General features: G+C 71.3%; 22 protein-coding genes. 13 read left to right on the top strand and 9 right to left on the bottom strand.

Annotated features, from left to right (window positions below):
- The first annotated feature begins 287 nt into the window (after window positions 1-287).
- The 4 genes from VA596_RS43355 to VA596_RS43340 all read left to right on the top strand — a co-directional run bounded on the left by VA596_RS43355 (window position 288) and on the right by VA596_RS43340 (window position 3,788).
- Window positions 288-1,211 carry an ACP S-malonyltransferase gene (locus tag VA596_RS43355; RefSeq protein ID WP_323335651.1) on the top strand — a complete coding sequence of 308 codons (924 nt, stop codon included), beginning with the start codon at window positions 288-290 and terminating at the stop codon, window positions 1,209-1,211.
- Complete coding sequence (locus VA596_RS43350) at window positions 1,208-2,191, top strand: beta-ketoacyl-ACP synthase III (protein WP_323335650.1); 984 nt, start codon at window positions 1,208-1,210, stop codon at window positions 2,189-2,191. The genes VA596_RS43355 and VA596_RS43350 overlap by 4 nt, the downstream gene beginning before the upstream one ends.
- A 71-nt stretch (window positions 2,192-2,262) precedes the next feature.
- Window positions 2,263-2,508 (top strand): acyl carrier protein, encoded by a 246-nt coding sequence (locus VA596_RS43345; RefSeq protein WP_004559006.1) that lies wholly within the window; start codon window positions 2,263-2,265, stop codon window positions 2,506-2,508.
- Between the two features lie 29 nt (window positions 2,509-2,537).
- A complete protein-coding gene (locus VA596_RS43340; protein WP_323335644.1) occupies window positions 2,538-3,788 on the top strand; it encodes a beta-ketoacyl-[acyl-carrier-protein] synthase family protein in 1,251 nt (416 codons plus the stop codon).
- A gap of 57 nt (window positions 3,789-3,845) precedes the next feature.
- On the opposite strand, the gene VA596_RS43335 is transcribed toward VA596_RS43340, so the two are convergent.
- Window positions 3,846-4,439: a hypothetical protein gene (locus VA596_RS43335; RefSeq protein WP_323335643.1), complete on the bottom strand. Its 594-nt coding sequence runs from the start codon at window positions 4,437-4,439 to the stop codon at window positions 3,846-3,848.
- A 42-nt stretch (window positions 4,440-4,481) separates the two neighbouring features.
- Window positions 4,482-4,985: a DUF3145 domain-containing protein gene (locus VA596_RS43330; RefSeq protein WP_323335642.1), complete on the bottom strand. Its 504-nt coding sequence runs from the start codon at window positions 4,983-4,985 to the stop codon at window positions 4,482-4,484.
- A gap of 267 nt (window positions 4,986-5,252) precedes the next feature.
- Between VA596_RS43330 and VA596_RS43325 the strand changes: the two genes are divergently transcribed.
- Complete coding sequence (locus VA596_RS43325) at window positions 5,253-7,817, top strand: hypothetical protein (protein ID WP_323335641.1); 2,565 nt, start codon at window positions 5,253-5,255, stop codon at window positions 7,815-7,817.
- A gap of 1 nt (window position 7,818) precedes the next feature.
- Here VA596_RS43325 and VA596_RS43320 read toward each other — a convergent pair whose 3' ends face one another.
- Entirely contained in the window at window positions 7,819-9,213 is a 1,395-nt protein-coding gene (locus VA596_RS43320) for a dihydrolipoyl dehydrogenase family protein (RefSeq protein ID WP_323335640.1), read from the bottom strand.
- Between the two features lie 142 nt (window positions 9,214-9,355).
- Here VA596_RS43320 and VA596_RS43315 point away from each other — a divergent pair, with 142 nt between their 5' ends.
- Window positions 9,356-9,874, top strand: coding sequence for an Lsr2 dimerization domain-containing protein (locus tag VA596_RS43315; RefSeq protein WP_323335638.1), 519 nt, complete (start codon window positions 9,356-9,358; stop codon window positions 9,872-9,874).
- Window positions 9,875-9,891: 17 nt separating this feature from the next.
- Here the strand turns inward: VA596_RS43315 and VA596_RS43310 are convergent, their stop codons facing one another.
- From VA596_RS43310 to VA596_RS43290, 5 genes are all read right to left on the bottom strand, one after another.
- Entirely contained in the window at window positions 9,892-10,623 is a 732-nt protein-coding gene (locus tag VA596_RS43310) for a lipoate--protein ligase family protein (RefSeq protein ID WP_323335636.1), read from the bottom strand.
- A complete protein-coding gene (locus VA596_RS43305; RefSeq protein ID WP_323335634.1) occupies window positions 10,620-12,008 on the bottom strand; it encodes an NAD(P)(+) transhydrogenase (Re/Si-specific) subunit beta in 1,389 nt (462 codons plus the stop codon). The genes VA596_RS43310 and VA596_RS43305 overlap by 4 nt, the downstream gene beginning before the upstream one ends.
- Window positions 12,005-12,319, bottom strand: a complete 315-nt coding sequence (locus VA596_RS43300) for an NAD(P) transhydrogenase subunit alpha part 2 (protein WP_323335633.1) — start codon at window positions 12,317-12,319, stop codon at window positions 12,005-12,007. Before VA596_RS43300 ends, VA596_RS43305 begins: the two co-directional genes overlap by 4 nt.
- Window positions 12,316-13,428, bottom strand: coding sequence for a Re/Si-specific NAD(P)(+) transhydrogenase subunit alpha (locus tag VA596_RS43295; RefSeq protein WP_323335631.1), 1,113 nt, complete (start codon window positions 13,426-13,428; stop codon window positions 12,316-12,318). Before VA596_RS43295 ends, VA596_RS43300 begins: the two co-directional genes overlap by 4 nt.
- A 122-nt stretch (window positions 13,429-13,550) precedes the next feature.
- Window positions 13,551-14,204 carry a TetR family transcriptional regulator gene (locus VA596_RS43290; protein WP_323335629.1) on the bottom strand — a complete coding sequence of 218 codons (654 nt, stop codon included), beginning with the start codon at window positions 14,202-14,204 and terminating at the stop codon, window positions 13,551-13,553.
- 91 nt (window positions 14,205-14,295) lie between these two features.
- On the opposite strand from VA596_RS43290, the gene VA596_RS43285 reads away from it, so the two are divergent.
- From VA596_RS43285 to VA596_RS43265, 5 genes are all read left to right on the top strand, one after another.
- The gene (locus tag VA596_RS43285) at window positions 14,296-15,369 is read left to right on the top strand and encodes a ferredoxin reductase (protein WP_323335627.1); all 1,074 of its coding nucleotides are present in this window, start codon (window positions 14,296-14,298) and stop codon (window positions 15,367-15,369) included.
- A 12-nt stretch (window positions 15,370-15,381) separates the two neighbouring features.
- The gene (locus VA596_RS43280) at window positions 15,382-16,497 is read left to right on the top strand and encodes a fatty acid desaturase family protein (protein WP_323335625.1); all 1,116 of its coding nucleotides are present in this window, start codon (window positions 15,382-15,384) and stop codon (window positions 16,495-16,497) included.
- Window positions 16,498-16,510: 13 nt separating this feature from the next.
- Window positions 16,511-16,720 (top strand): hypothetical protein, encoded by a 210-nt coding sequence (locus VA596_RS43275; RefSeq protein ID WP_323335623.1) that lies wholly within the window; start codon window positions 16,511-16,513, stop codon window positions 16,718-16,720.
- Between the two features lie 472 nt (window positions 16,721-17,192).
- Window positions 17,193-18,503 carry a sensor histidine kinase gene (locus tag VA596_RS43270; RefSeq protein WP_323335622.1) on the top strand — a complete coding sequence of 437 codons (1,311 nt, stop codon included), beginning with the start codon at window positions 17,193-17,195 and terminating at the stop codon, window positions 18,501-18,503.
- A gap of 10 nt (window positions 18,504-18,513) precedes the next feature.
- Complete coding sequence (locus VA596_RS43265) at window positions 18,514-19,158, top strand: response regulator transcription factor (protein WP_323335621.1); 645 nt, start codon at window positions 18,514-18,516, stop codon at window positions 19,156-19,158.
- Here the strand turns inward: VA596_RS43265 and VA596_RS43260 are convergent.
- Window positions 19,143-19,802 (bottom strand): TetR/AcrR family transcriptional regulator, encoded by a 660-nt coding sequence (locus VA596_RS43260; protein WP_323335620.1) that lies wholly within the window; start codon window positions 19,800-19,802, stop codon window positions 19,143-19,145. The two genes, VA596_RS43265 and VA596_RS43260, sit on opposite strands and share 16 nt — an antisense overlap.
- A gap of 53 nt (window positions 19,803-19,855) precedes the next feature.
- On the opposite strand from VA596_RS43260, the gene VA596_RS43255 reads away from it, so the two are divergent.
- Window positions 19,856-20,251: a cupin domain-containing protein gene (locus VA596_RS43255; protein WP_323335618.1), complete on the top strand. Its 396-nt coding sequence runs from the start codon at window positions 19,856-19,858 to the stop codon at window positions 20,249-20,251.
- Window positions 20,248-21,468 (top strand): MFS transporter, encoded by a 1,221-nt coding sequence (locus VA596_RS43250; protein ID WP_323335617.1) that lies wholly within the window; start codon window positions 20,248-20,250, stop codon window positions 21,466-21,468. Before VA596_RS43255 ends, VA596_RS43250 begins: the two co-directional genes overlap by 4 nt.
- Window positions 21,469-21,470: the final 2 nt, after the last annotated feature.

Below are 21,470 nucleotides of genomic sequence, written 5' to 3'. Positions count from 1 at the left end.
GAGCGCCCCAATGTGGCGTTGGCAAGCTGCCAACAGGGTCGGCGGGCCGCGCGAAGCCCGGTAGGCCGCGGCGTCCGAGCGTGCGGACCCGGAGGCTGCCCGCATCACCCCGGTGAGGCCGTGCCCTTCCGCTCCCGCGTGACCCAGATTACAGTGAACCCGACAAGGCTTCCGGGTTACGTGCGAGGTCGCACGGCGCGTCTTTGGAGGTTTCCGACAAAGACGCGCGGCAGACACTGTGAGCGTCGGCATCCCGCTGGAGGACCGTCCCCGTGTTGTCTTAGAGGGTGACAGCAGCAGTGCTCGCTCCCGGTCAGGGGTCCCAGGCCCCCGGTATGTTCACGCCCTGGCTCGACCTCGACGGCGCCCGCGAGCGCGTCGCGCAGTGGTCCGAGCGCGCGGGGCTCGATCTGCTCCGCCTCGGCACGGAAGCCGGAGCCGAGGAGATCCAGGACACCGCGATCGCGCAGCCGCTGATCGTCGCGTTGTCGCTGCTCACCTTCGAGCACCTCCAGGCCACCTCGCCCGTCCCCGCGGACGCGCCGGTCGCCGGGCACTCGGTGGGCGAGCTGGCCGCCGCCGCGATCGCCGGCGTGCTCGAGCCCGCCGACGCCGTCGCGCTCGCCGCCGTCCGCGGCGCCGAGATGGCCAAGGCGTGCGCGATGGAGCCGACGTCGATGGCCGCGGTGATGCTCGGGGACCCAGAGCAGGTCGTCGCGTGGCTGGAAGGCCAGGGCCTCGCCGCGGCGAACCGCAACGGAGCGGGGCAGATCGTCGCCTCCGGTGCCGCCGACACCATCGCGAAGATCGTCGCCGAACCGCTCGAGGGCACGAAGATCCGCGCCCTCAAGGTCGCCGGCGCGTTCCACACGCACTACATGGCGCCCGCCGAAGAGGCGCTGCGCGCCCACGCCGCCGAGCTGACGCCCGCCGACCCGACCCGCCCGCTGCTGTCCAACGCGGACGGCGCCGTCGTCACCAGCGGGACCGAGTACCTGGAGCGGCTCGTCGCCCAGGTCACCCGGTCGGTCCGCTGGGACCTGACGATGGACGGCCTGGTCTCGCTGGGCGTCACCCGCACCGTCGAACTCGCGCCCGCGGGCACGCTGACCGGCCTGGTCAAGCGGCAGCTCAAGGGCGTCGTCACCACTACCACCGCGCTGAAGACGCCGGCCGAACTGGCGGCGCTGCGCCAGGAGGACGCCTCGTGACCGACCGACCGGCCCTGAGCCTCAACCCGGGCTCCCGCGGCAGCCGCGTGCTGGGCGTCGGCAGCTTCCAGCCCGAGCGGATCGTCACCAACGACGACCTCTCGAAGATCATGGACACCAACGACGAGTGGATCCAGACGCGCGTCGGCATCATCGAGCGCCGCTTCGCCGAGAAGGACGAGCTGCTCACCGACATGGCCGTCGCCGCCGGCACCGCCGCGCTGGCCGACGCCGGCGTCGACCCGTCCGAAGTGGACACGGTGATCCTGCCGAACTGCACGATGCCGACGCAGATCCCGAACGCCGCCGCGCAGGTCGCCGCCCGGATCGGCATCCCGAACCCCGGCGCGTTCGACCTCAACGCCGCGTGCGCCGGCTTCTGCTACGGCCTGGGCGTCGCGTCGGACCTGATCCGCGCGGGCTCGTCCAAGACCGTCCTCGTGATCGGCGCCGAGAAGCTCACCGACTCGGTGAACCCGACCGACCGCGCGAACGCGATCATCTTCGCCGACGGCGCGGGCGCCGCGGTCGTCGGCGCGTCCGACGAGCCGCAGATCGGCCCGGTCTCCTGGGGCAGCGCCGGCGACCTCGTCGACCTGATCGGGATGACCGAGGAGAAGTTCATCTACCAGGAGGGCCAGTCGGTCTTCCGGTGGGCGACCACCCAGATCGCGCCGATCGCGCTGCGCGCCCTCGAGGTCGCCGGGCTGAAGCCGTCCGATGTGGACGTGCTGATCCCACACCAGGCCAACCTGCGCATCGTCGAGGCGATCGCGAAGAAGCTGCGAGCCAACGGGGCCCGTGAAGACATGGTCGTCGCCGACGACATCAGGTACTCCGGCAACACCTCGTCGGCGTCCATCCCCCTCGCGCTGGACCACATGCGCAAGGCCGGGACGGCGAAGTCCGGTGACGTGGTGCTGGCCGTCGGCTTCGGCGCGGGCCTGTCCTACGCCGGGCAGGCGTTCGTCTGCCCCTGACCGCTACGCTCCCGGCGGGCACTCGCCCGCCGGACAAGAACCCCAAGTAAGACCGAGAAGGGAACTACCCCATGGCTGACAACGCTGAGATCCTCGCCGGCCTCGCCGAGATCGTCGAAGAGGTGGCCGGTGTGGCTCAGGACGACGTCACCGCCGAGAAGTCGTTCGTGGACGACCTGGACATCGACTCGCTGTCGATGGTCGAGATCGCCGTGCAGGCCGAGGACAAGTTCGGCGTCAAGATCCCGGACGACGAGCTCGCCAACCTGAAGACCGTGGGCGACGCCGTCAACTACGTGTCGGCCAACTCGAAGTAAGTCCTGTTCCCCTCCTTGAGGAGACTCCCATGAGCAACATCGACGTCGTGATCACCGGTCTCGGCGCCACCACACCTCTCGGCGGGGACGTGACGTCCACCTGGGACGGTCTGCTGGCCGGGCGGAGCGGGGTCCGGACGATCGAGGCCGACTGGGTCGAGGAGCTGCAGCTGCCGGTCAAGATCGGCGGCATGCTGGCCGTCGATCCCTCGGAAGTCCTCCCGCGGGTGCAGGCCCGCAGGCTGGACCGCTGCGAGCAGGTCGCGCTGATCGCCGCCCGCCAGGCGTGGGCCGACGCCGGGTTCGCCGAACCGACGGACGAGCACACCGACGTCGACCCCGACCGCCTCGGCGTGTCGATCGGTACCGGCGTCGGCGGCCCGGTCACCCTGCTCACCCAGAACGATCTGTTGCACCAGCAGGGTCTCCGCAAGGTGTCGCCGCTGACCGTGCCGATGCTGATGCCGAACGGCCCGGCCGCGCACGTGGGCATCGACCTGAAGGCGCGGGCCGGGGTGCACTCCCCGGCCTCGGCCTGTGCCTCGGGCGCCGAAGGCATCGCGAGCGGGGTGGAGATGATCCGCTCCGGCCGCGCCGACGTCGTGGTCGCCGGGGGTGCCGAAGCGTGCATCCACCCGATCACGCTGGCCGGGTTCGCCCAGGCCCGCACGGTGTCCACGCGCAACGACGACCCGGGGGCGGCATCCCGGCCGTTCGACGCGAACCGGGACGGCTTCGTCCTCGGTGAGGGTTCGGGCGTGGTCATCCTGGAGCGCGCGGACCTGGCGAAGGCCCGCGGGGCGCGCGTCTACGCGACGATCGCCGGGCACGGCATCACCTCGGACGCCTACCACATCACCGGCAACCACCCCGAGGGCATCGGCCAGATCGCCGCGATGCGCGCGGCGATGAAGATGGCCGGCGTCACCGCGGCGGACGTCGGGCACGTGAACGCGCACGCGACGTCCACTGTGGTCGGTGACATCGGCGAGGCGGCCGCGATCCGCAAGGCCGTCGGCGACCACGCGATCGTCACGGCGCCCAAGGGTTCGATGGGTCACCTGGTCGGCGGGGCCGGCGCCGTCGAGGGGATCATCACGATCCTTTCGGTGTACCACGGCATCGTGCCGGCCACGATGAACCTGACCGACCTGGACCCGCGGGTGCAGCTCGACGTCGTGTCGGGCGAACCGCGCAAGGTCGAGCTGACCGCGGCGATCAGCAACTCGTTCGGGTTCGGCGGCCACAACACCGCCCTGCTGTTCACCCCGGCGGCCTGAGCACGCTGGTAAACGAAAAGGGCCCGGCTTCGGCCGGGCCCTTTCTCGTTCGGTGCTTCAGCATTTCTGGTGTTCGGGTTGCAGGCCGCTGTCGACGGCGGCGATCCGCAGCGCGGAGTTCTCGAAGACCATGGGCATCACGAGCCGCCACTGGATGCACGGCTCGGCGAACCAGTCCGGGGCGTCTTCGACGTTCTGCTCGCTCCGGAACCCGACCAGGACCCGCAGCGACGAGCCGGAGCCGCGCTCGATCCGGTAGACGACGGCGTCGGTGTCCTTTGTGGTGCGGATGCCGTTCTTCCAGGTGGTGGGCGGCTGCTGAGCCACCCGTTCCGCGGTGACCACCGTGGTCCACTGCTGGTACTTCTGGGCGTTGATGGCCGCGAAGTACGTTTCCAGCACCCTGCGCACCTGGTCGGCCTGCGGGTGGAACTGGGCGTCCGGCATCATCGCGACCGCGCCGGACGGGGCGGGCGGGCCGGTGCTGGCCGACGCCTGCGACGTCGCGGGCGCCGAGGTGTCCGCGGCGGGCTGGTCGGGACGGCGGTAGAGCTCGCGCGCGAGCAGTCCGCCGCCCACGGTCACGGACAGCACCACGACCACGACGGGCACCAGCCAGCGCTGGCGGGAGCTGGGGGCGGGGGTCGTCACGCCGAAGAGCGTACCGGCCCCGCCACCGGTCCTCACCCGGCGCTAGCCGACCTGGTGCAGCCAGGTCACCGGAGCACCGTCACCGGCGTGACGGTACGGCTCGAGCGCTTCGTCCCAGCTCGCGGCCAGGAGTTCGTCGAGCTTGTGGGCCAGCGACTCGCCGCCGCGTGTCATGCTCACGAGTGCGCGCAGCTGGTCCTCGCCCACCACGATGTCGCCGTTGGCGCTGGTCCGTCCGTGCCACAGGCCGAGCCCGGGCGCGAAGCAGAACCGTTCGCCGTCGACGCCCGCGCTGGGCTCTTCGGTCACTTCGAACCGGATCATCGGCCACGCCTTGAGAGCGGACGCCAATCTGGCGCCGGTGCCCGCGGGCGCGCGCCAGCCGCATTCGGCGCGAAGCTGACCCGGACTGGCCGGCTGCGCCGTCCACTTCAGGTCGACTCGGGCGTTGAGGGTGCCCGAAATAGCCCACTCGACGTGCGGACACACCGCAGACGGCGACGAGTGGACGTACACCACACCTCGGGTGCTGCCACGGGTGCTCACTGCTACCTCCGCTTGCTCGACGAGGGACGTCTTCCCCTACGCCCTGAAATCGAGCTGCGTGGCCTCAGTGCGGCTCCCGAATACCGCCTCCGATGCGTTGTAGCACATTCTGCACCCCAACCGTGCTGTTTGGCCACACGAACACCACAAGTCACCCGCAGCACCACTTTCGGTGGGCACACGGCCGCGTCCCGCCCGTGTCGCACCGTGGATACGGCCGGGCGCGCTAGCGTGATGATCCGGAACGACGAGCAGGGAGGGTTTTCGGTGCGACTGGTGCGCCTCGAGCGGCAGCAGTCCCGGGTGGCCGACGACGTCCGGGCGGCGCTGGCCTCCCTGGGCCGCGGCAGCACCGTCGTCGGCGGGATCGCGCTGATCGGCGTGGGGACGGTGACCGATCGCCCGGTCGAGGCGGTGGTTCTGCTGCCCCACGGCGTGATCATCGTCATCGGCGTCGACCTGCCGGACCCGGCGCTGCGGCTGGAAGCCCCGCTGGGCGCGGAATGGCGGGCCGACGGCTGGCCCCTGGTGGCCGACGACGAGGCGGTCAACCCGGCGACGGAAGCCCTGGACCTGTCCCAGGCCTGCGAAAGCCGCATCGTGGAACTGGTCCCGGGCACGGCCCCGGTGGGCACGATCGTGGCGGTCGGCCCGTACGTGGAGACGGTCGACCAGCCGGCAAGCGACCTGGCGGGCCCGGTCCGCGTCCTGCACCCGACCCCCACGACGATGCTGGCAGCGACGGTCTCCCTGGCGACGGCCCACCGTCCGAGGTCGGTGGACCAGGTGAGGGCCCTGATCCGCGGCCTGGCCCCGGACGCCCCGGACTTCTCGGACGAAGTCCTCCTGGGCGAGGGATTCAGCCGATTCAGCGACGACACCCCACCGGAGTCCCTTTGGGACACAGCGCCGCGGGTGCCGTCCCAGGTTTCGGGAACGCCTGCGCGTGGGCTGGCGGATTGGCGCACCGAAACGCCGAGTGCAAGTGGCAGAACGCAAATCGCTCCGAGTGCTGTTGGCATCCCAAAGCTGCCGGATTCCGCGGCGCCCGCGGATTCCGCTCCGGCGGAGACTTCGGCGACCATTTTGGACACTGCGGCAAGGTCCGACGCCGCGAATTCCGCCGATTCCGGTGACACCGTTGCGGCTCCGAGCACGGCAACGGCCCCCGCCACTTCCCAGCTGGCCGGGGAACCCACCGCCGTGGCCGAATCAAACCCCACGGCAGCTCTGAACACCGCAGCGACTCCCGGCAGCACGGAGCCGACCGAGTCCGCTCCCACGCGGACTCCAGCCTCCCCGAAGACCGCTGTCCCGCTCGAATCAACCTCCGCGGCAACTCAGAACACGGCGGCAGCTCCCGGCAGCACGAACCCGACCGAGTCCGCCCCCGCTCGGACTCCAGCCTCTCCCCCAGAGACCAGTCTCACGCTCGAATCAACCTCCGCAACGACTCCGAACACGGCAGCAGCTCTCGGCAGCACGAAAACCGCCGAACCCGCTCCACCGCGAACCCCAGCCGCTTCCCCGCAGACCAAGGAACCCACGGTCCCGGCTGAAGCAGGCTCCGTGGCGGCTCTTGGCGGTACGAAATCCGCCGAACCCAGCGCGCCAGGCGAATCGGCTCCCGCAGTTCCGAACACCGCAGCAGCTCACGGCACCACAAAACTCGCCGAGCCCGCTCCGGGACGAACCACCCCTCAGGACACGACCGCGACCGCCGAAGCGGCTCCGGACACCGCTGCGGTCCGCAGCACGAAACCCACCGACTCGGGTTCGGCGCGAACCTCCGTTGCTGAACCTGCTGCGGCTCCTGCGGATTCCGCCCCCGCGCAGGCTGCCGGCTCGGCTGCGAACGCGGCCTCGTCTCCCGGCACCACGAAATCCGCCGAGCCCGGCTTCGCGGACTCCGAACGCACCGAAATCCTCCGCGAGCCGGACCCTGAACGCACCAGGAGCCTCGGCAAGCCGGACTCCGAACGCACCGAAACCCTTCGCAAGCCAGACCCCGAACGCACCGACCCCGAGCGCACCGAATCCCTCGGTAAGCCCGCTGCCGTCCTGCCGCTCTTTCCCGGGGCCGAACAGATCCCGCCCTACCGGCCGGCCGCGCACGCCGACACCGAGCGGACCGACTCCCCCGAGCCGGCCGAACGCACCGAAACCCTGCCGCACCCCGGCGCGGCGGCCGCCCCCTGGCAGGACGTCCCGCGGCCGCGACCGACGGCCGCGCCGACCTCGCGGACCGTGCGGTGGCTGCCGCTGGGGGCCATCGGGTTGCTGGTCGCTCTCGTTGTTGCCGCGGTGGTCGTCGCCACCAGCGGGGACGACACCACCGCCGCGCCCGCCAGTCCGAGCCAGGCGCCCGCCGCTCCGCCGCCCACCAAGGCCGCGCCCGCCGAGAGCCTGCAGTTCTCGCTGCGGGCCGCCGACGGGGACCAGCGGTGCGCGTCGCACGCCTTCGGGGACGCGCAGGCCAGCCTGCAGCAGACCAGCTGCTCGGGCGTGCGGCGGGCGAGCTACACCGCGACCGTCGATGGCCGGGCGGGCGCGGTGACCATCGGCATCGTCGCCTTCCCCGATGCCGCGCAGGCCGCCGCCTTCAAGGCGGTCACCGACACTCCGGGCGGCGGCGGGATCCTCGACCTCGCCGCCGAGACCGGCAAGTGGAGCGGTCCGGCGCCGAAGTTCGAGAACGCCGCCTACACCTCCAAGCTGGAGGGCACGTCCGTCCGGGTGGTGCAGGCGGTGTGGGTGCCGGGACCGTCCACTCCGGACGATCCCGGCCTGGCCAGGGCCGCGAAGGCCGCCCTGGACCTGCCCGCCCAGTGAATCAGAGCCCGTAGGCCTCCAGCAGCCGCAGCCACACCTCGCTGATCGTCGGGAACGACGGCACCGCGTGCCACAGCCGGTCCAGCGGCACCTCCCCGACGATCGCGATCGTCGCCGAGTGCAGCAGCTCCGCGACGTCCTGGCCGACGAACGTCACGCCGAGCAGCACGTTCCGCTCGGTGTCGACGACGATCCGGGCCTTGCCCCGGTAGCCGTCCGCGTGCAGCGACGATCCCGCCACCGCGATGTCGATGTCGACGACGCGGTCGGCCGAGCCCTCGCGCGCGTCCGACAGGCCGACGGAGGCGACCTCCGGGTCGGTGAACACGACCTGCGGCACGGCGTGGTGGTCGGCGGTGGCCGTGAACGGGCTCCACGGCGACGTGTCGACCTTCTCGCCCTTGGCCAGCGCGGCCACCGTGTCGGCCGCCGCGCGGGCGCCGTACTTGCCCTGGTGGGTCAGCGGCGCGCGGCCGGTAACGTCACCCGCGGCGAAGAGCCAGCCACCGTCCACTGCGGACACCTGGCCGGTGTCGTCGATGGTGAGCGGGCCGCCGGCCTCGACGCCGATGCTCTCCAGGCCGAGACCGGCGGTGCCGGGACGCCGCCCGGTCGCCACCAGGAACTCGTCGACGACGAGCACCTCGCCGTCCTTCAGGGTCAGCTCGGTGCCGCCGTCGACCGCGGCGACCTTCTCGACCCCGGACATCGTGTGGACGAACACGCCGGCTTCCCGCAGCCCGTGCAGCACCAGGTCGCCGACGAACTCCGCGTTGCGCGGCAACGGGCGCTCGCCGGTGATCACCAGGTGCACCTGCGCGCCGAGGGTCGCCCAGGCCTGCGCCATCTCGACGCCGACCACGCCGCCGCCGAGGACGCCGAGCCGGGCCGGCACGGCCGAGGCCGAGGTCGCCTCGCGCGAGCCCCACGGCCGGATCGTGTCGAGCCCCGGGATCTTCGGGGTGTTCGGGACGCTGCCGGTGCACACGATCACCGCGTGCCGCGCGGTCAGGACGCGGTCGCCGTCCACGGTCACTTCGCGCTCGCCGGTGATGACACCGTGCCCGCGGATCGGCTCGATGCCCGCGCCGCGGGCCCACTCGAACTGGCCCGTGTCGTCGCCCTTGCCGGTGAACCAGTCCCGGCGGGCGAACACCTGCGCCGGGTCGAGCGCGTCGCCGACCGGCACCCCCGGGATCCGCTTGGCCGCGGCGAGCAGGTTTCCCGGCCGCAGCAAGGCCTTGCTGGGGACGCACGCCCAGTAGGAGCACTCACCCCCGAATCGTTCGTGCTCGACCAAGGCGGTCTTGAGGCCACCGCGCACCGCTCGTTCGGCGGCCACTTCGCCCACCGGGCCGCCGCCGATCACCACTACGTCAAACGTCTGTCCGGACATGGCATCAGCGCACACCACCACGCGAGATCGCGCAAGCCAACGGCTATCCTCGTCAGGAAGCTGCAAGTTATCGGCGGCACCGGGGTGTCGCCGAGACCCGGTGCACGCGACTGTCACACGTTCGAAGCACGGGAGGTTTGTGGTGGCCAGGAACACGGCTGTGCGGGTGCTGGACGACCTGACCGGCGAGGCCGCCGGGGAGACCGTCGGGTTCGCGCTCGACGGCATCGACTACGACATCGACCTCTCCTTCGCCAACGCCGAAACTCTGCGGGCCCTCCTGCAGCGTTACGCCGACGCCGGCCGCCGCACCGGAGGCCGCAAGCGCCAACCCCGGATCGTCCCGGGCGCGAAGAAACCCCGCGCCAAGGCTGCCCCGAAGACGGCGAAGCCGGTCGCCGGCCGTCGCACCGCGGCGGCGGCTGCCCCGGCCAAGGCCCGCGCCACCAAGGCAGCACCGAAGACCGCCGCCGCACCGGCCAAGGCGCGGACCACCAAGGCGGCCGCCAAGGCCGCGGCCCCGGCGAAGACGACCACCCGCGCGAAGACCACCGCCGCGAAGGCCGAGCCCGCTCGCGCCTGGAAGGTCGCGGAGCCGAAGAAGACGACCCGCGCCTCGGCCCGCAAGGTGCCCACGGTGACGTTCTCGGCCGCCGAGTAAGTCCACAGTAGACAGAGTCAGGCCGCGCGCTGGGCCCCGTCCGCGTGCCAGGACGGGTACCGGTAGCGGGTGTGCAGCAGCGCCCGCTGCCGGGACAGTTCGGCCGCGGACGGCGGGCGCGGCACCAGCGTCCCGAGGAACTGCGACGCCGCCGCGCGCACCGCGGCTTCGACCGCCGGGAAGCCGGGCCGCAGGCCGTGCTCGGCCAGCGACGCGACGGGGCTGCGGTGCGAGTCGAGCGGGCGCGGGTCCGGCGGCGCACTCGTCAGGTAACGCCCGACGAGCGCGGCGGACGTCTCGACCAGCAGCGTCGAATGGGCCAGCAGCCCGGTCTTGGTGCGGAAGACGGCGAAGCCGCACAGCTTCGCGTCGTCGACGAACAGGCCGCGATCGCCGATCCGCGGCACCAGCCCGAGCTGGTCGACGGCGGCGCTCATCACCTTGCCGAGCGCTTCGAGCGGCCGGTCGGCCGGGCCCGGCATCACCAGCGTGACGTTGAGGTTGCCCGGGTCGTGGAACACGGTGCCGCCGCCGCTGGCGCGCCGCAGCACCGGGACGCCGTCACGTGCACACGCGTCGGCGTGCACCTCACGCGCGATCCGCTGCCCGCGCCCCACCACGACGCAGACCGGGTTGCGCCAGAGCCACACGACCGGTGACTCCGGCGCAACCCGGAGGAGCGCTTCGTCGAACGCGAGGTTCTCGGCCGGGTCGGTGAACGCCGCACGCACATCCGACCCGCTCGTCATAACGCCTTGAGTTCCTCCACGATCTCGCCCACCGACGACTTGGCGTCGCCGAAGAGCATGCTGGTCTTGGGATCGTAGAACAGGTCGTTGTCGATCCCGGCGAAGCCCGAGCTCATGCCGCGTTTCAAGACGATCACGGACCGGCTCTCGTTGACCTTGAGGATCGGCATCCCGTAGATCGGCGACGTCGGGTCGGTCTGCGCGGCCGGGTTGGTGACGTCGTTCGCGCCGATCACCAGCGCGACGTCGGTCTGGGCGAACTCGGAGTTGATCTCGTCCATCTCCTTGAGCTGCTCGTACGGCACGTCGGCCTCGGCGAGCAGCACGTTCATGTGCCCGGGCATCCGGCCGGCGACCGGGTGGATCGCGTACTCGACCGTGATGCCCTTCTTCTCCAGCAGCTTCGCCATCTCGCGGACGGTGTGCTGCGCCTGCGCCACGGCCATGCCGTACCCCGGCACCACGACCACCTTGCTGGCGTAGGCCATCTGGATCGCCGTGTCGGCCGCGCTCGTCGAGCGCACCGGGCGCTCCTCCTTGGCGCCGCCGCCGGACGAGACCGCCGGTCCACCGCCGAAGCCACCGGCGATGATCGCCGGGATGGACCGGTTCATCGCCTTGGCCATCAGGTTGGTCAGGATCGAGCCGGACGCGCCGACGATCATGCCGGCCACGATCAGCGCCGTGTTGTCCAGCGCCAGGCCCATGGCCGCCGCCGACAGCCCGGTGAACGCGTTGAGCAGCGAGATCACCACCGGCATGTCCGCGCCGCCGATCGGCAGCACCACGGTGAGGCCGAGGATGCCCGCCGCGACGAGCAGCCCGATGATCAGCCAGCCGGAGTCGCCGCCGGCCACGATGATCACCGCGCACGCGAGCGCGATCAGCAGGAGCAGCGCGTTGACCGGCTGCTGCAGCTTGCCCATGGTGATCGGGCGGCCGCTGATCAGCTCCTGCAGCTTGCCGAAGGCGATGTTGGAGCCCCAGAAGGAGATCGACCCGATGATCGCGGCGAACAGGGACGCGATGGCGATGTACGCCGGCTCGTGCGCGTAGCCGTCGGTCGAGTTGAACTCGACCCACGCGATGAGCGCGACCGCGCCGCCGCCGACGCCGTTGAACAGCGCCACCATCTGCGGCATCGCGGTCATCTTGACCTTGCGCGCGGACGGCACGCCGACCAGCGCGCCGATCGCGACGCCGAGGACGATCAGCAGCCAGTTGCCCATGCCCGGGGTGAGCAGGGTGGCGATCACGGCGACGCCCATGCCGACCGCGGCGATCCAGTTGCCGCGGACCGCGGTGCGCGGGCCGGTGAGGCCCATCAGGCCGTAGATGAAGAGGGCGAACGCGACGATGTAGAGGATCGCGACGAAGTCGATCACTTCTCGTCCTCCTCGTCGGCGGCCGTGGGCTTCTTCGCCTTGAACATCGACAGCATCCGGTCGGTGACCAGGAAGCCGCCGACGACGTTGATCGTGCCGAAGGCGATCGCGATGACCAGCAGGATCTTGTTGAACACGCCGTCGACGCCGAGGCCGAGCACGACCAGCCCGCCCAGCAGCACGATGCCGTGGATCGCGTTGGTGCCGGACATCAGCGGCGTGTGCAGCGTGTTGGGCACCTTCGAGATGACGGCGAAGCCGACGAACCCGGCGAGCACCAGCACCGCCAGGTTCTGCACGAGTGGACTCACGACGCGCTCCCTTCGCGCCCGGCCACGCAGGCACCGGCGACGATCTCGTCCTCGAAGTCCAGCTTCAGCTCGCCCTCCTTCGTCACGAGCAGCTCCAGCAGCTCGGTGACGTTGCGGGCGTAGAGCTCACTGGCGTGCGAAGGCATTTCGGCGGGCAGGTTCAGCGGAGACGAGATGGTGACGTCGTGCTCCACGACGTCCTCCCCCGGTTTGGTCAGCTCGCAGTTGCCGCCGCTCTCGCCGGCCAGGTCGACCACGACGGACCCGGCGGGCATGCCCTTGACGGCGTCCGCGGTGACCAGGGTCGGCGCCTTGCGCCCGGGCACCAGCGCCGTGGTGATCACGACGTCGAACCTCGTGATGGCTTCGGTGAGCCGGCGCTGCTGCTCCTCGCGCTCCTCCGGCGTCAGCTCGCGGGCGTACCCGCCTTCGCCGACAGCCTCGATGCCGAGGTCGAGGAACTGCGCGCCGAGCGACTTGACCTGCTCGCCGACCTCGGGCCGGACGTCGTAGCCGGTGGTCTGCGCGCCGAGCCGCTTCGCGGTGGCCAGGGCCTGCAGCCCGGCGACGCCGGCGCCGAGCACCAGCACCTTCGCCGGGGGCACGGTGCCGGCCGCGGTGGTCAGCATCGGGAAGAACCGCGGCAGTTTCTGGGCCGCGAGCAGCACCGCGCGGTAGCCGCCGATGCTGGCCTGGGACGACAGCGCGTCCATCGCCTGGGCCCGGGAGATCCGCGGGACGGCCTCCATCGCGAACGCCCGGAGGCCGGCCTCCTCGAGCTTCGCGAGCCCTTCCGGGTTGCCGCGCGGGTCGAGGAAGCCGATGAGCACGGTGCCCCGGCCCAGCCTCGCGACCTCGTCGACCGAGGGTGGGTTCACCTTGACGACGACGGGCGCTTTCCACGCGTCGCCGAGTTCGGCGCCGGCCTGGGTGTAGGCGTCGTCGCTGAGGTGTGCCCCGGCCCCGGCGCCCGGTTCGACGAGGACCCGCAGACCACGCTGCGCGAGCCTCCCGACGAGCTTCGGGACCATGGCCACCCGGCGCTCCCCGGGGCGTGACTCGGTCACCACACCCACGGTGAGCTGCTGATGCTGTTCGCTGTCCGCCACACGACCTCCTCATCGGCGAGGAACGATTCGTGGGTTGTACCACGCCGGACCGACAGTCCCCAGCGACCTGAGTCGCAAGTCTCGCCGTATTGCCAGAAGTACCGGCGACGTGCAGGAATCGCTCAGCGAGTCTTCCAGTGCGGAACGCCGAGAAGGATCAACCGCAGCCGTTTTTCCGCCATTCCGGTGATTTTCGGATCTTCACCGGGCCGTGCTTCCAGCAGTTCGACAATCGTCGTCAGCATCACGGAAACGATCAAGTCGGCGAGCATGTGGAGGTCGTCGGTCGGCCACGAGCGCAGCGTCGCGAACCGGGCGAGGTCGATCGCGAGGTCGCCGGAGAACATGCGCAGCTCGACGCCGATGGCCCTGGCGAGCGGGCCGCCGCCGTACCGCTCGCGCGTCAGGAACCGGAAGTGGTCCTCGTTGGCGCGCACGAACTGGTGCAGCGTGGCCACCGAGGCGCTGATCATCCCCTGGTAGGTGTCCGGGTCGGTGCGCGCGGACCGGATCATGCCGCGCAGCGTGCGGGTCGTTTCTTCGACGAGCGCGACGCCGAGTTCCTCCATCGAGGCGAAGTGGCGGTAGAAGGCCGTCGGCACCAGGCCCGCGCCCTTCGCGACCTCGCGCAGGGACAGGCTGGCGAACGGGCGGTCGGCCAGCAGGTCCAGTGCCGTGTCCAGCAACGCCTGGCGCGTACGCTGCTTGCGCTCCTGGCGGCTCACCGGCTCTTCGGACACATCCTCCAGCGTACGGATGTCCACCGCGTTGCTCACGTCACATCCTCCGCCTCTCGCGTTGACAGGTCGTCCACTCATGCCGTGCACTGTTGAGTGTACAGTCGTTCACTGTAATCGAGGAGGTCCGATGACGGCGCTCATGCCCAGGCGGGTCCGCCGGCTCGCCTCGCTCGCCGAGGCGCTGCTGACGCCCCACGGAATGGACCGGTACCTCGAGCTCGTCGACCCGATGCTGGTCCGGCGCGAGGTCCGCGGGCTGGTCACGGCCGTGCGGAAGCAGACGCCCGACAGCGTCACCCTGACCGTGCAGCCGAGCCGCGCGTGGCCCGGTTTCACCGCCGGGCAGTACGTCCGCCTGCAGGTGGCGATCGACGGCGTCCGGCGCACGCGCTGCTACTCGCCGTGCGGCTCGCAGCACGCCTCCGGCGAACTCGAGTTCACGATCAAGGAGCAGGGCCTGGTCTCCGGGCACCTGAACCACGCGATCGGCGTCGGCTCCGTGGTCGGACTGTCCACACCGGACGGCACGTTCACGCTGCCCGCCACCCGGCCGGGCCGGGTGCTGCTGATCAGCGGCGGCAGCGGGATCACCCCGGTGCTCGCCATGGCGCGCACCCTCGTCGACGAGGGCCACCCCGGCGAGATCGTGTTCCTGCACTACTCGAACGGCCCGTCCGACGTGCTCTACCGCACCGAGCTGGCCGAACTCGCCGCCCGGCACCCCGGGCTGCGCGTCGTGCACGCGTACACCCACGCGAAGACCGGCGGCGACCTGCGCGGCTTCTTCTCGCCGGAGCACCTCGAGACGGCCGCGCCGTGGTACCGCGACGCGGAAACCTTCGTTTGCGGCCCGAAGCCGCTCATGGACGCCGTCCGTGATCAGCTCGGTGAACGGGTGCACACCGAAGAGTTCACGCCACCGACGTTGACCTTCGACACGGCGAACGCCGAGGGCCAGGTGCGCTTCAAGCGCAGCGGGCGCGAGTGCGCCAACTCCGGGAAGCCGTTGCTGGAGCAGGCGGAGGAGGCCGGGCTGTCCCCGGAGCACGGCTGCCGGATGGGCATCTGCTTCTCCTGCACCCAGCTCAAGACGGCCGGCCGCGTCCGCAACGCCAAGACGGGCGAGGTTTCCGGCGAAGAAGACGAAGAGATCCAGCTCTGCATCTCCGTCCCCGTCGGGGACGTCGAGATCGACGCTTAAGGAGTTCCCACCATGACCGGCCTGCAGGACCGACTCACCCCCGAGCAGGTCGACGAATTCGGCCGCGAGCTCGACGCGCTGCGGCAGCGGATCGTCGACGACCTCGGCCAGGAAGACGTCGACTACATCCACAACGTGATCAAGACCCAGCGTGGCCTCGAGGTCGCCGGGCGGGCGCTGCTGTTCGCCGGGTTCTTCCCGCCCGCGTGGCTCGCCGGCGTCGGCGCGCTGTCGCTGGCGAAGGTCCTCGACAACATGGAGATCGGCCACAACGTCATGCACGGCCAGTACGACTGGACGCGCGACCCTGCGCTGAGCTCGCAGCGCTTCGAGTGGGACAACGTGGCGCCCGCCGAGAACTGGCGGCATTCGCACAACTACATCCACCACACGTACACCAACATCCTCGACAAGGACCGCGACATCGGTTACGGCGTCCTGCGGATGGACCCGGCGCAGAAGTGGCACCCGTACTACCTGGGCAACCCGGTGTACGCGGTGGCGCTGGCGGTGTTCTTCCAGTGGGGCGTGATGCTGCACGACCTGGAGTTCGACCGGATCGTCAAGGGCGAACGCAAGTGGTCGGACACCACCGAGGTCGTCCGGAAGATGGTGCGCAAGGCGTCGCGGCAGGTCGGCAAGGACTACGTGCTGTTCCCGCTGCTGACCGGCCCGCTCGCGCCGCTGACCTTCGCCGGCAACGCGACCGCGAACCTGGTCCGCAACCTGTGGTCGTTCTCGATCATCTTCTGCGGGCACTTCCCCGCCGACGTCGAGAGCTTCACCGAGGAGGAGACGGCTGCGGAATCGCGGGGCCAGTGGTACCTGCGGCAGATCCTGGGCTCGGCGAACATCACCGGCGGCCCGCTGTTCCACATCATGAGCGGGAACCTGTCGCACCAGATCGAGCACCACCTGTTCCCGGACATCCCGGCCCGCCGGTACCCGGAGATCGCCGGCGAGGTGCGCGCGCTGTGCGAGAAGTACGGCCTGCCGTACCACACGGGCCCGCTGCACAAGCAGCTGTGGTCGGTGGCGAAGAAGCTGGTGAAGCTCGCGCTGCCGTGGAACGGCGCCCCGCGTGAAGGCGCTACGGTAGAGCGCGACCAGGAACTCCGCGCGGCATAGAAGGACGATGCTCATGGTCGGGCAGTTCGAGAGCGGCAAGGACACGGTCCAGGTGATCACCGAGTCGGCCGCCACCCACATCGGCAACATCGCGACCATCATCACCGGCGCGGTACGCGACATAGCCCGCGAAACCGGTGACTGGCTCACCGACGTCATCGAGATGCGCGAAGCGGCGCAGAAGGCACGCGAGGACCGCGTGGACCCGGAACTCGACGACTGAGAGCTTCCACGAAAGCCGCTTTGAGGGCCGGAAGGTCTTCGAAGCGGCTTTCGCGCGCTTTCCGGCGCGGGAACCGTCGGCCCTGGCCGGTAGCGTGGATAACGGGGGGGCGCCCCGGCGGGCCGGTGACGAATTCGCGCTGTGCGGCTCGCCGGCGCCGTTGTATCCCGAGCCAGTGACGCCGGGCAACACCGCGTGCGGCGTCGCACCGGGTCATCTCATCGGGCCGGCCACGCCGCTCGGCGACTTCACCGGGCGATCGCGCAGCGCAAACGTTTCCGCGAAAGCCGCTTCGAGGACCACGGCGTCCTCGGAGCGGCTTTCGCGCGCTTCGCCAAAGCCGCGAGTGGCACGTTCAGGGACCTGGCGTCCCTGAACGTGCCACTCGCGGCGTCCCGGCAACCGGATCTGTCGGTGCCGCCCGGTAGCGTGGAATTCGGGGGCGCCCCCGCCGACCCTGGGGGAAATCCGGATGGGCAGCGGGGCCCCGGCCGGTGAGACTGGAGCCGTGACCAGCCTCGATCTCCCCCGCCCCCATCCGCTGCGCCGGGTGTTCGGGCCGCTGGCCGCGCGGGACTTCTGGGCCGAGTACGCGTGGCTGTGGCTCTCCGGCCCACTGACGCTGTTCTCCCTGCTCAGCATGCTCGTCGTGCTCGCGCTCGGCCTGTGGCTGACGCCGATCCTCGTCGGGTTCCTCGTGCTCGCCGGTGCCCTGCTCTACGCCCGTGCCCTCGGCGCCGCCCACCGCGGGCTGGCCCGGGTGCTGCTCGGCGTGAGCGTGCCCGCCCCACGCCGTCCCGAGCTGAAACCCGGCCTGTGGAGCTGGGTGAAGGCGCGCGTCGGCGACCCGGCGGGCTGGCGCACGGCCGGCTACCTGCTGCTGCGGCTCCCGCTGACCCTCGCCGGCCTGTTCACGGTGTTCACCGCGACGACCTTCGGCCTGGCCGCGACGAGTTACGCCTTCCTCTGGTTCCCGCTGGGCCAGGACGCGCTGCCGATGTTCGGCATCCACGCCGCCGGCTGGGCGGGCGCGCTCGCCTGGTCGGCGTCGGGGCTGCTGGTGCTCGTCGCGCTGCCGTGGGTGGTGCACGCCTTCGTCGCGCTCGACCGGCTGCTCGTGGTCGGGCTGCTCGGCGAGCGCGTGCTGTCCGAACGCGTCCGCGACCTGGAGGCCAGCCGGGCGACGGCGGTCGAGGACTCGGCGCTGCGGCTGCGCCGGATCGAGCGTGACCTGCACGACGGTGCCCAGGCCCAGCTCGTGGCGCTGGCGATGAAACTCGGGCTGGCCAAGGACGAGCTGAACGCCGAAGACCTCGACGTCGCCCAGGTCCGGCAGCTGGTCACCGCGGCGCACACCAACGCGAAGCAAGCACTGACCGAGCTGCGCGACCTCGCCCGCGGCATCCACCCCGCGGCCCTGGACGCGGGTCTCGACGTGGCCCTCTCGACGCTGGTCGCGACGTCCGGCATGGACGCGCGGGTCACCGTGGACCTGCCCCGCCGCCCGCCGCCGTCGCTGGAGACGATCGTCTACTTCAGCGCCGCCGAGCTGCTGACGAACGCCGCCAAGCACGGCGGGGCGACGCTGGCCGAGATCCGCGAGGACCGCGACGTGCTGTGGCTGCTCGTGCGCGACAGCGGCCGGGGCGGCGCCCGGATCGTGCCCGGCGGCGGGCTGGCCGGGGTGGCCGAACGGCTGCGGACGGTCGACGGCGAGCTGGCCGTGAGCAGCCCGCCGGGCGGTCCGACCGAAGTGACCGCGCGGGTACCGCTGCCCCGCTAGGGTCGGCGGCATGCGGATCGTCATCGCGGAGGACTCCACCATCCTGCGCCAGGGCCTCGTGGAGCTGCTGACCTTCCGGGGCCACGAGGTCGTCGCCGCGGTGAAGGACGCCGACGCCCTGCGCGCCGCGGTGACCGGGCACGAGCCGGATGTGTCCATTGTGGACATCCGGATGCCGCCGTCGCACACCGACGAGGGCCTGCGGGCGGCGATCGCGCTGCGCGGCGAGCTGCCCGGCTGCGCGATCCTGCTGTTCTCCCAGTACGTCGAGACGAAGTACGCGTCGCAGCTGCTGGCCGACCGCGCCGGTGGCGTCGGCTACCTGCTGAAGGACCGCGTCGCCGAGGTGTCGGACTTCCTGGACGCGCTGCGCCGGGTCGCGGACGGTGAGACGGTCCTCGACCCCGAGGTCGTCAGCCAGCTGTTCTCGGCGACCCGCCAGACCGACGCGCTCAGCGGGCTCACCCCGCGCGAACGCGAGGTGCTGGGCTTGATGGCCGAAGGCCGGTCGAACTCCGCGATCGCGGCGAAGCTGTTCCTCTCGGCCGGTTCGGTCGAGAAGTACGTGACGTCGATCTTCGGCAAGCTGGGGCTGCCACCGTCCGAAGGGGACAACCGCCGGGTGCTGGCCGTGTTGCGCTACCTGGATTCCTGAGCGAGCATCCCGTCGACGAAGGCCCGTAGCCCGCGCGCGAAGGTGTCGCGTTCGGCCAGCTCCGGCCAGCGCTCCCCGATCGCCGCGAGGCTGGGGAACCGGGCTTCGTCCAGCTTCCCGAAGACGGTGTCGCGGTAGCGCGGCCGGTCCTCTGCGGCGCGCCGCGCGGCGCGCACGCGGACCAGGATCTCCCCCGCCGTGTAGTACCAGATGTTCCGGTACAGCTCGACGGCCTCGTCCGGGGTCCGGCCGCAGCCGATCGCACCGCCGACGATCGTGTCGACCATCCACAGCGCCGACTCGCCGAGCAGGTCGTCGGCCGTGAGGACCTCCACCGCCTCCGGCCAGGCGGCCAGGGAGTCGTGCATGACGGTCGCCGCGACGAGGATCCGCTCGCGCGGGTCCTCCGGCAGTTCCGGCCGCTTCAGCCGGGAGGCGTGGTAGTCGAGCAGCTGGATCATCAGGTCGTCCTTGTCGCGGACGTGGTGGTAGAGCGTCGTCGCGCCGACGCCCAGCTCGGTGGCCAGCCGCCGGACCGTCAGCTTGTGCCAGCCCTCGCTGTCGAGGATCACCCGCGCCGCTTCGAGGATCTGCGGGCGTGAGGTCGTCGGCGGCCGGCCGATGCGGCCGGAGGGTCGTGGCATGCCGTCCATCATGCCGGTCGACAGCCGTCCGGCGCTCGTGGTACTTTCGGAACATGTTCGAAAACTACGACCTGTTCAAGACCATGATCCACCTACGACCGGACGGCTCCGCCGAGGCCGGTGACCCCGGCGGCGGCCGTCGCGCGGCGCTGACCGGTGACGCGGAAAGCCTGTGGACGATCGGCGCGTTCCACGCCGAAAGCGACACCGCCGTGCACGCCGACCACTGGGAGCGGCACCCGAACGGCCACGAGGTGCTGCTCGTGTTCTCCGGCGCGCTGCGCGTCTACCTGAGAGAGGAAGGACCCGAACCCGTGACCACGCTGAGGGCCGGGCAGTCGTTCGTCGTCCCGCCCGGCCGGTGGCACCGGCTGGCCGTCGAGGAGCCCGCCGACCTGCTGTCCATCACGCCCCGCTCCGGCACCGAGCACGAAAGGGCGGCGGCGTGAACGCCGGCCGGCGAGGCATTCTGGTGGTGTGCCTGGCCGTCTTCGGGCTGATGGCGGGGCAGCAGATGCTGAACCCGATCCTCCCGCCCCTGGCCCGCGAATTCGGGTTCAGCGAACTCGCGCTGGGCGCGGTGTGGGCGGTCGGCGGCGCGGGCGTGGTGCTGGCCAGCCCGTTCTGGGGGCGGCGCGGTGCGTCGTGGGGCCATCGGCCGGTCCTGCTGATCTCGCTGGCCGGCGCGATGGTCGCGCTCCTGGCGTTCGCGCTCGTCGCCCGGATCGGGCTGGCCGGCACCCTGGCCGTGCCCCTGCTGTTCACGCTGGTCCTGCTCACCCGCGGGATCGTGTTCGGGCTCGCCTGGGCGGCAACACCGGTGACAGCGCAGTCCTACATCGCCGACATGACGTCGGGCCCGGCCGAGCGGGTACGCGGAATGTCGTTGTTCGGTGCGGCGCAGGGCCTCGCTCTGGCGGTCGGGCCCGCGCTCGGCGGGGTGCTGAGCCTCGCCGGGCAGATGGTCCCGATCTACGTCGCGCCCGCCATCCTGGCGGTGATCGCCGTCCTGGTGGCGATCGGCCTGCCGAAGCCGCCCACGCGAGAAGTACGTGCGCCGACGGTCAAGGTCAGCCCGCGCGACCGGCGCATGTGGCCGTTCCTGGTCATCGGCTTCGGGCTGTACCTCGCGCTGGCGATCGTCCTGATGACCGTCGGGTTCCTGGTGCAGGACAGGCTGGGTCTCGCCGCGCAGGACACCAGCCGGGTGACCAGCCTGGTCATGCTGGCCGGCGCCGGGATGATCATCCTCGTCCAGGTGCTGGCCGTGCCGCGGCTGAAGTGGACACCGGTGCGGCTCATCCGGGTGGGCGCGGTCGTGATGACCGGCGGCATGCTGCTCGTGGTCGTCGCGTCGAGCGGGCTCCTGCTCGGCGTGGGTGTCGCCGTGCTCGGCGCGGGCATGGGGTTCGCGACGCCGGGGTTCATGTCCGCGCCGACGTTGCTCGCGACCCGGGAGGAGCAGGGCGCCGTCGCCGGGCTGGTCGGTTCCGCGAGCGCGCTGGCGTTCATGGGCGGCCCGCTGCTGGGGACGGGGCTGTACGAGATCTCCCCCGCCGTCCCGTACGCCGCCGGCGCGGTGCTGCTGGCGGGCCTGGCCGTGTTCGCCTTCACCCGCCTCGGCACCCCGACCCGGCAACCCGCGGAACTGGTGGCCGCTCCTTAGGC

The sequence above is a fragment of the Amycolatopsis heterodermiae genome (assembly GCF_034929455.1).
In the GTDB taxonomy this organism is placed as follows: Bacteria; Actinomycetota; Actinomycetes; order Mycobacteriales; family Pseudonocardiaceae; genus Amycolatopsis; species Amycolatopsis heterodermiae.
This window is presented reverse-complemented; position numbering and strand designations above follow the sequence as displayed.

Coding starts and splice junctions, on each gene's coding strand:
- VA596_RS43345 (WP_004559006.1), top strand. CDS start 2,263: ATGGCTGACAACGCTGAGATCCTCGCCGGCCTCGCCGAGATCGTCGAA.
- VA596_RS43340 (WP_323335644.1), top strand. CDS start 2,538: ATGAGCAACATCGACGTCGTGATCACCGGTCTCGGCGCCACCACACCT.
- VA596_RS43320 (WP_323335640.1), bottom strand. CDS start 9,213: ATGTCCGGACAGACGTTTGACGTAGTGGTGATCGGCGGCGGCCCGGTG.
- VA596_RS43310 (WP_323335636.1), bottom strand. CDS start 10,623: ATGACGAGCGGGTCGGATGTGCGTGCGGCGTTCACCGACCCGGCCGAG.
- VA596_RS43285 (WP_323335627.1), top strand. CDS start 14,296: ATGACGGCGCTCATGCCCAGGCGGGTCCGCCGGCTCGCCTCGCTCGCC.
- VA596_RS43280 (WP_323335625.1), top strand. CDS start 15,382: ATGACCGGCCTGCAGGACCGACTCACCCCCGAGCAGGTCGACGAATTC.
- VA596_RS43275 (WP_323335623.1), top strand. CDS start 16,511: ATGGTCGGGCAGTTCGAGAGCGGCAAGGACACGGTCCAGGTGATCACC.
- VA596_RS43270 (WP_323335622.1), top strand. CDS start 17,193: ATGGGCAGCGGGGCCCCGGCCGGTGAGACTGGAGCCGTGACCAGCCTC.
- VA596_RS43265 (WP_323335621.1), top strand. CDS start 18,514: ATGCGGATCGTCATCGCGGAGGACTCCACCATCCTGCGCCAGGGCCTC.
- VA596_RS43260 (WP_323335620.1), bottom strand. CDS start 19,802: ATGCCACGACCCTCCGGCCGCATCGGCCGGCCGCCGACGACCTCACGC.
- VA596_RS43255 (WP_323335618.1), top strand. CDS start 19,856: ATGTTCGAAAACTACGACCTGTTCAAGACCATGATCCACCTACGACCG.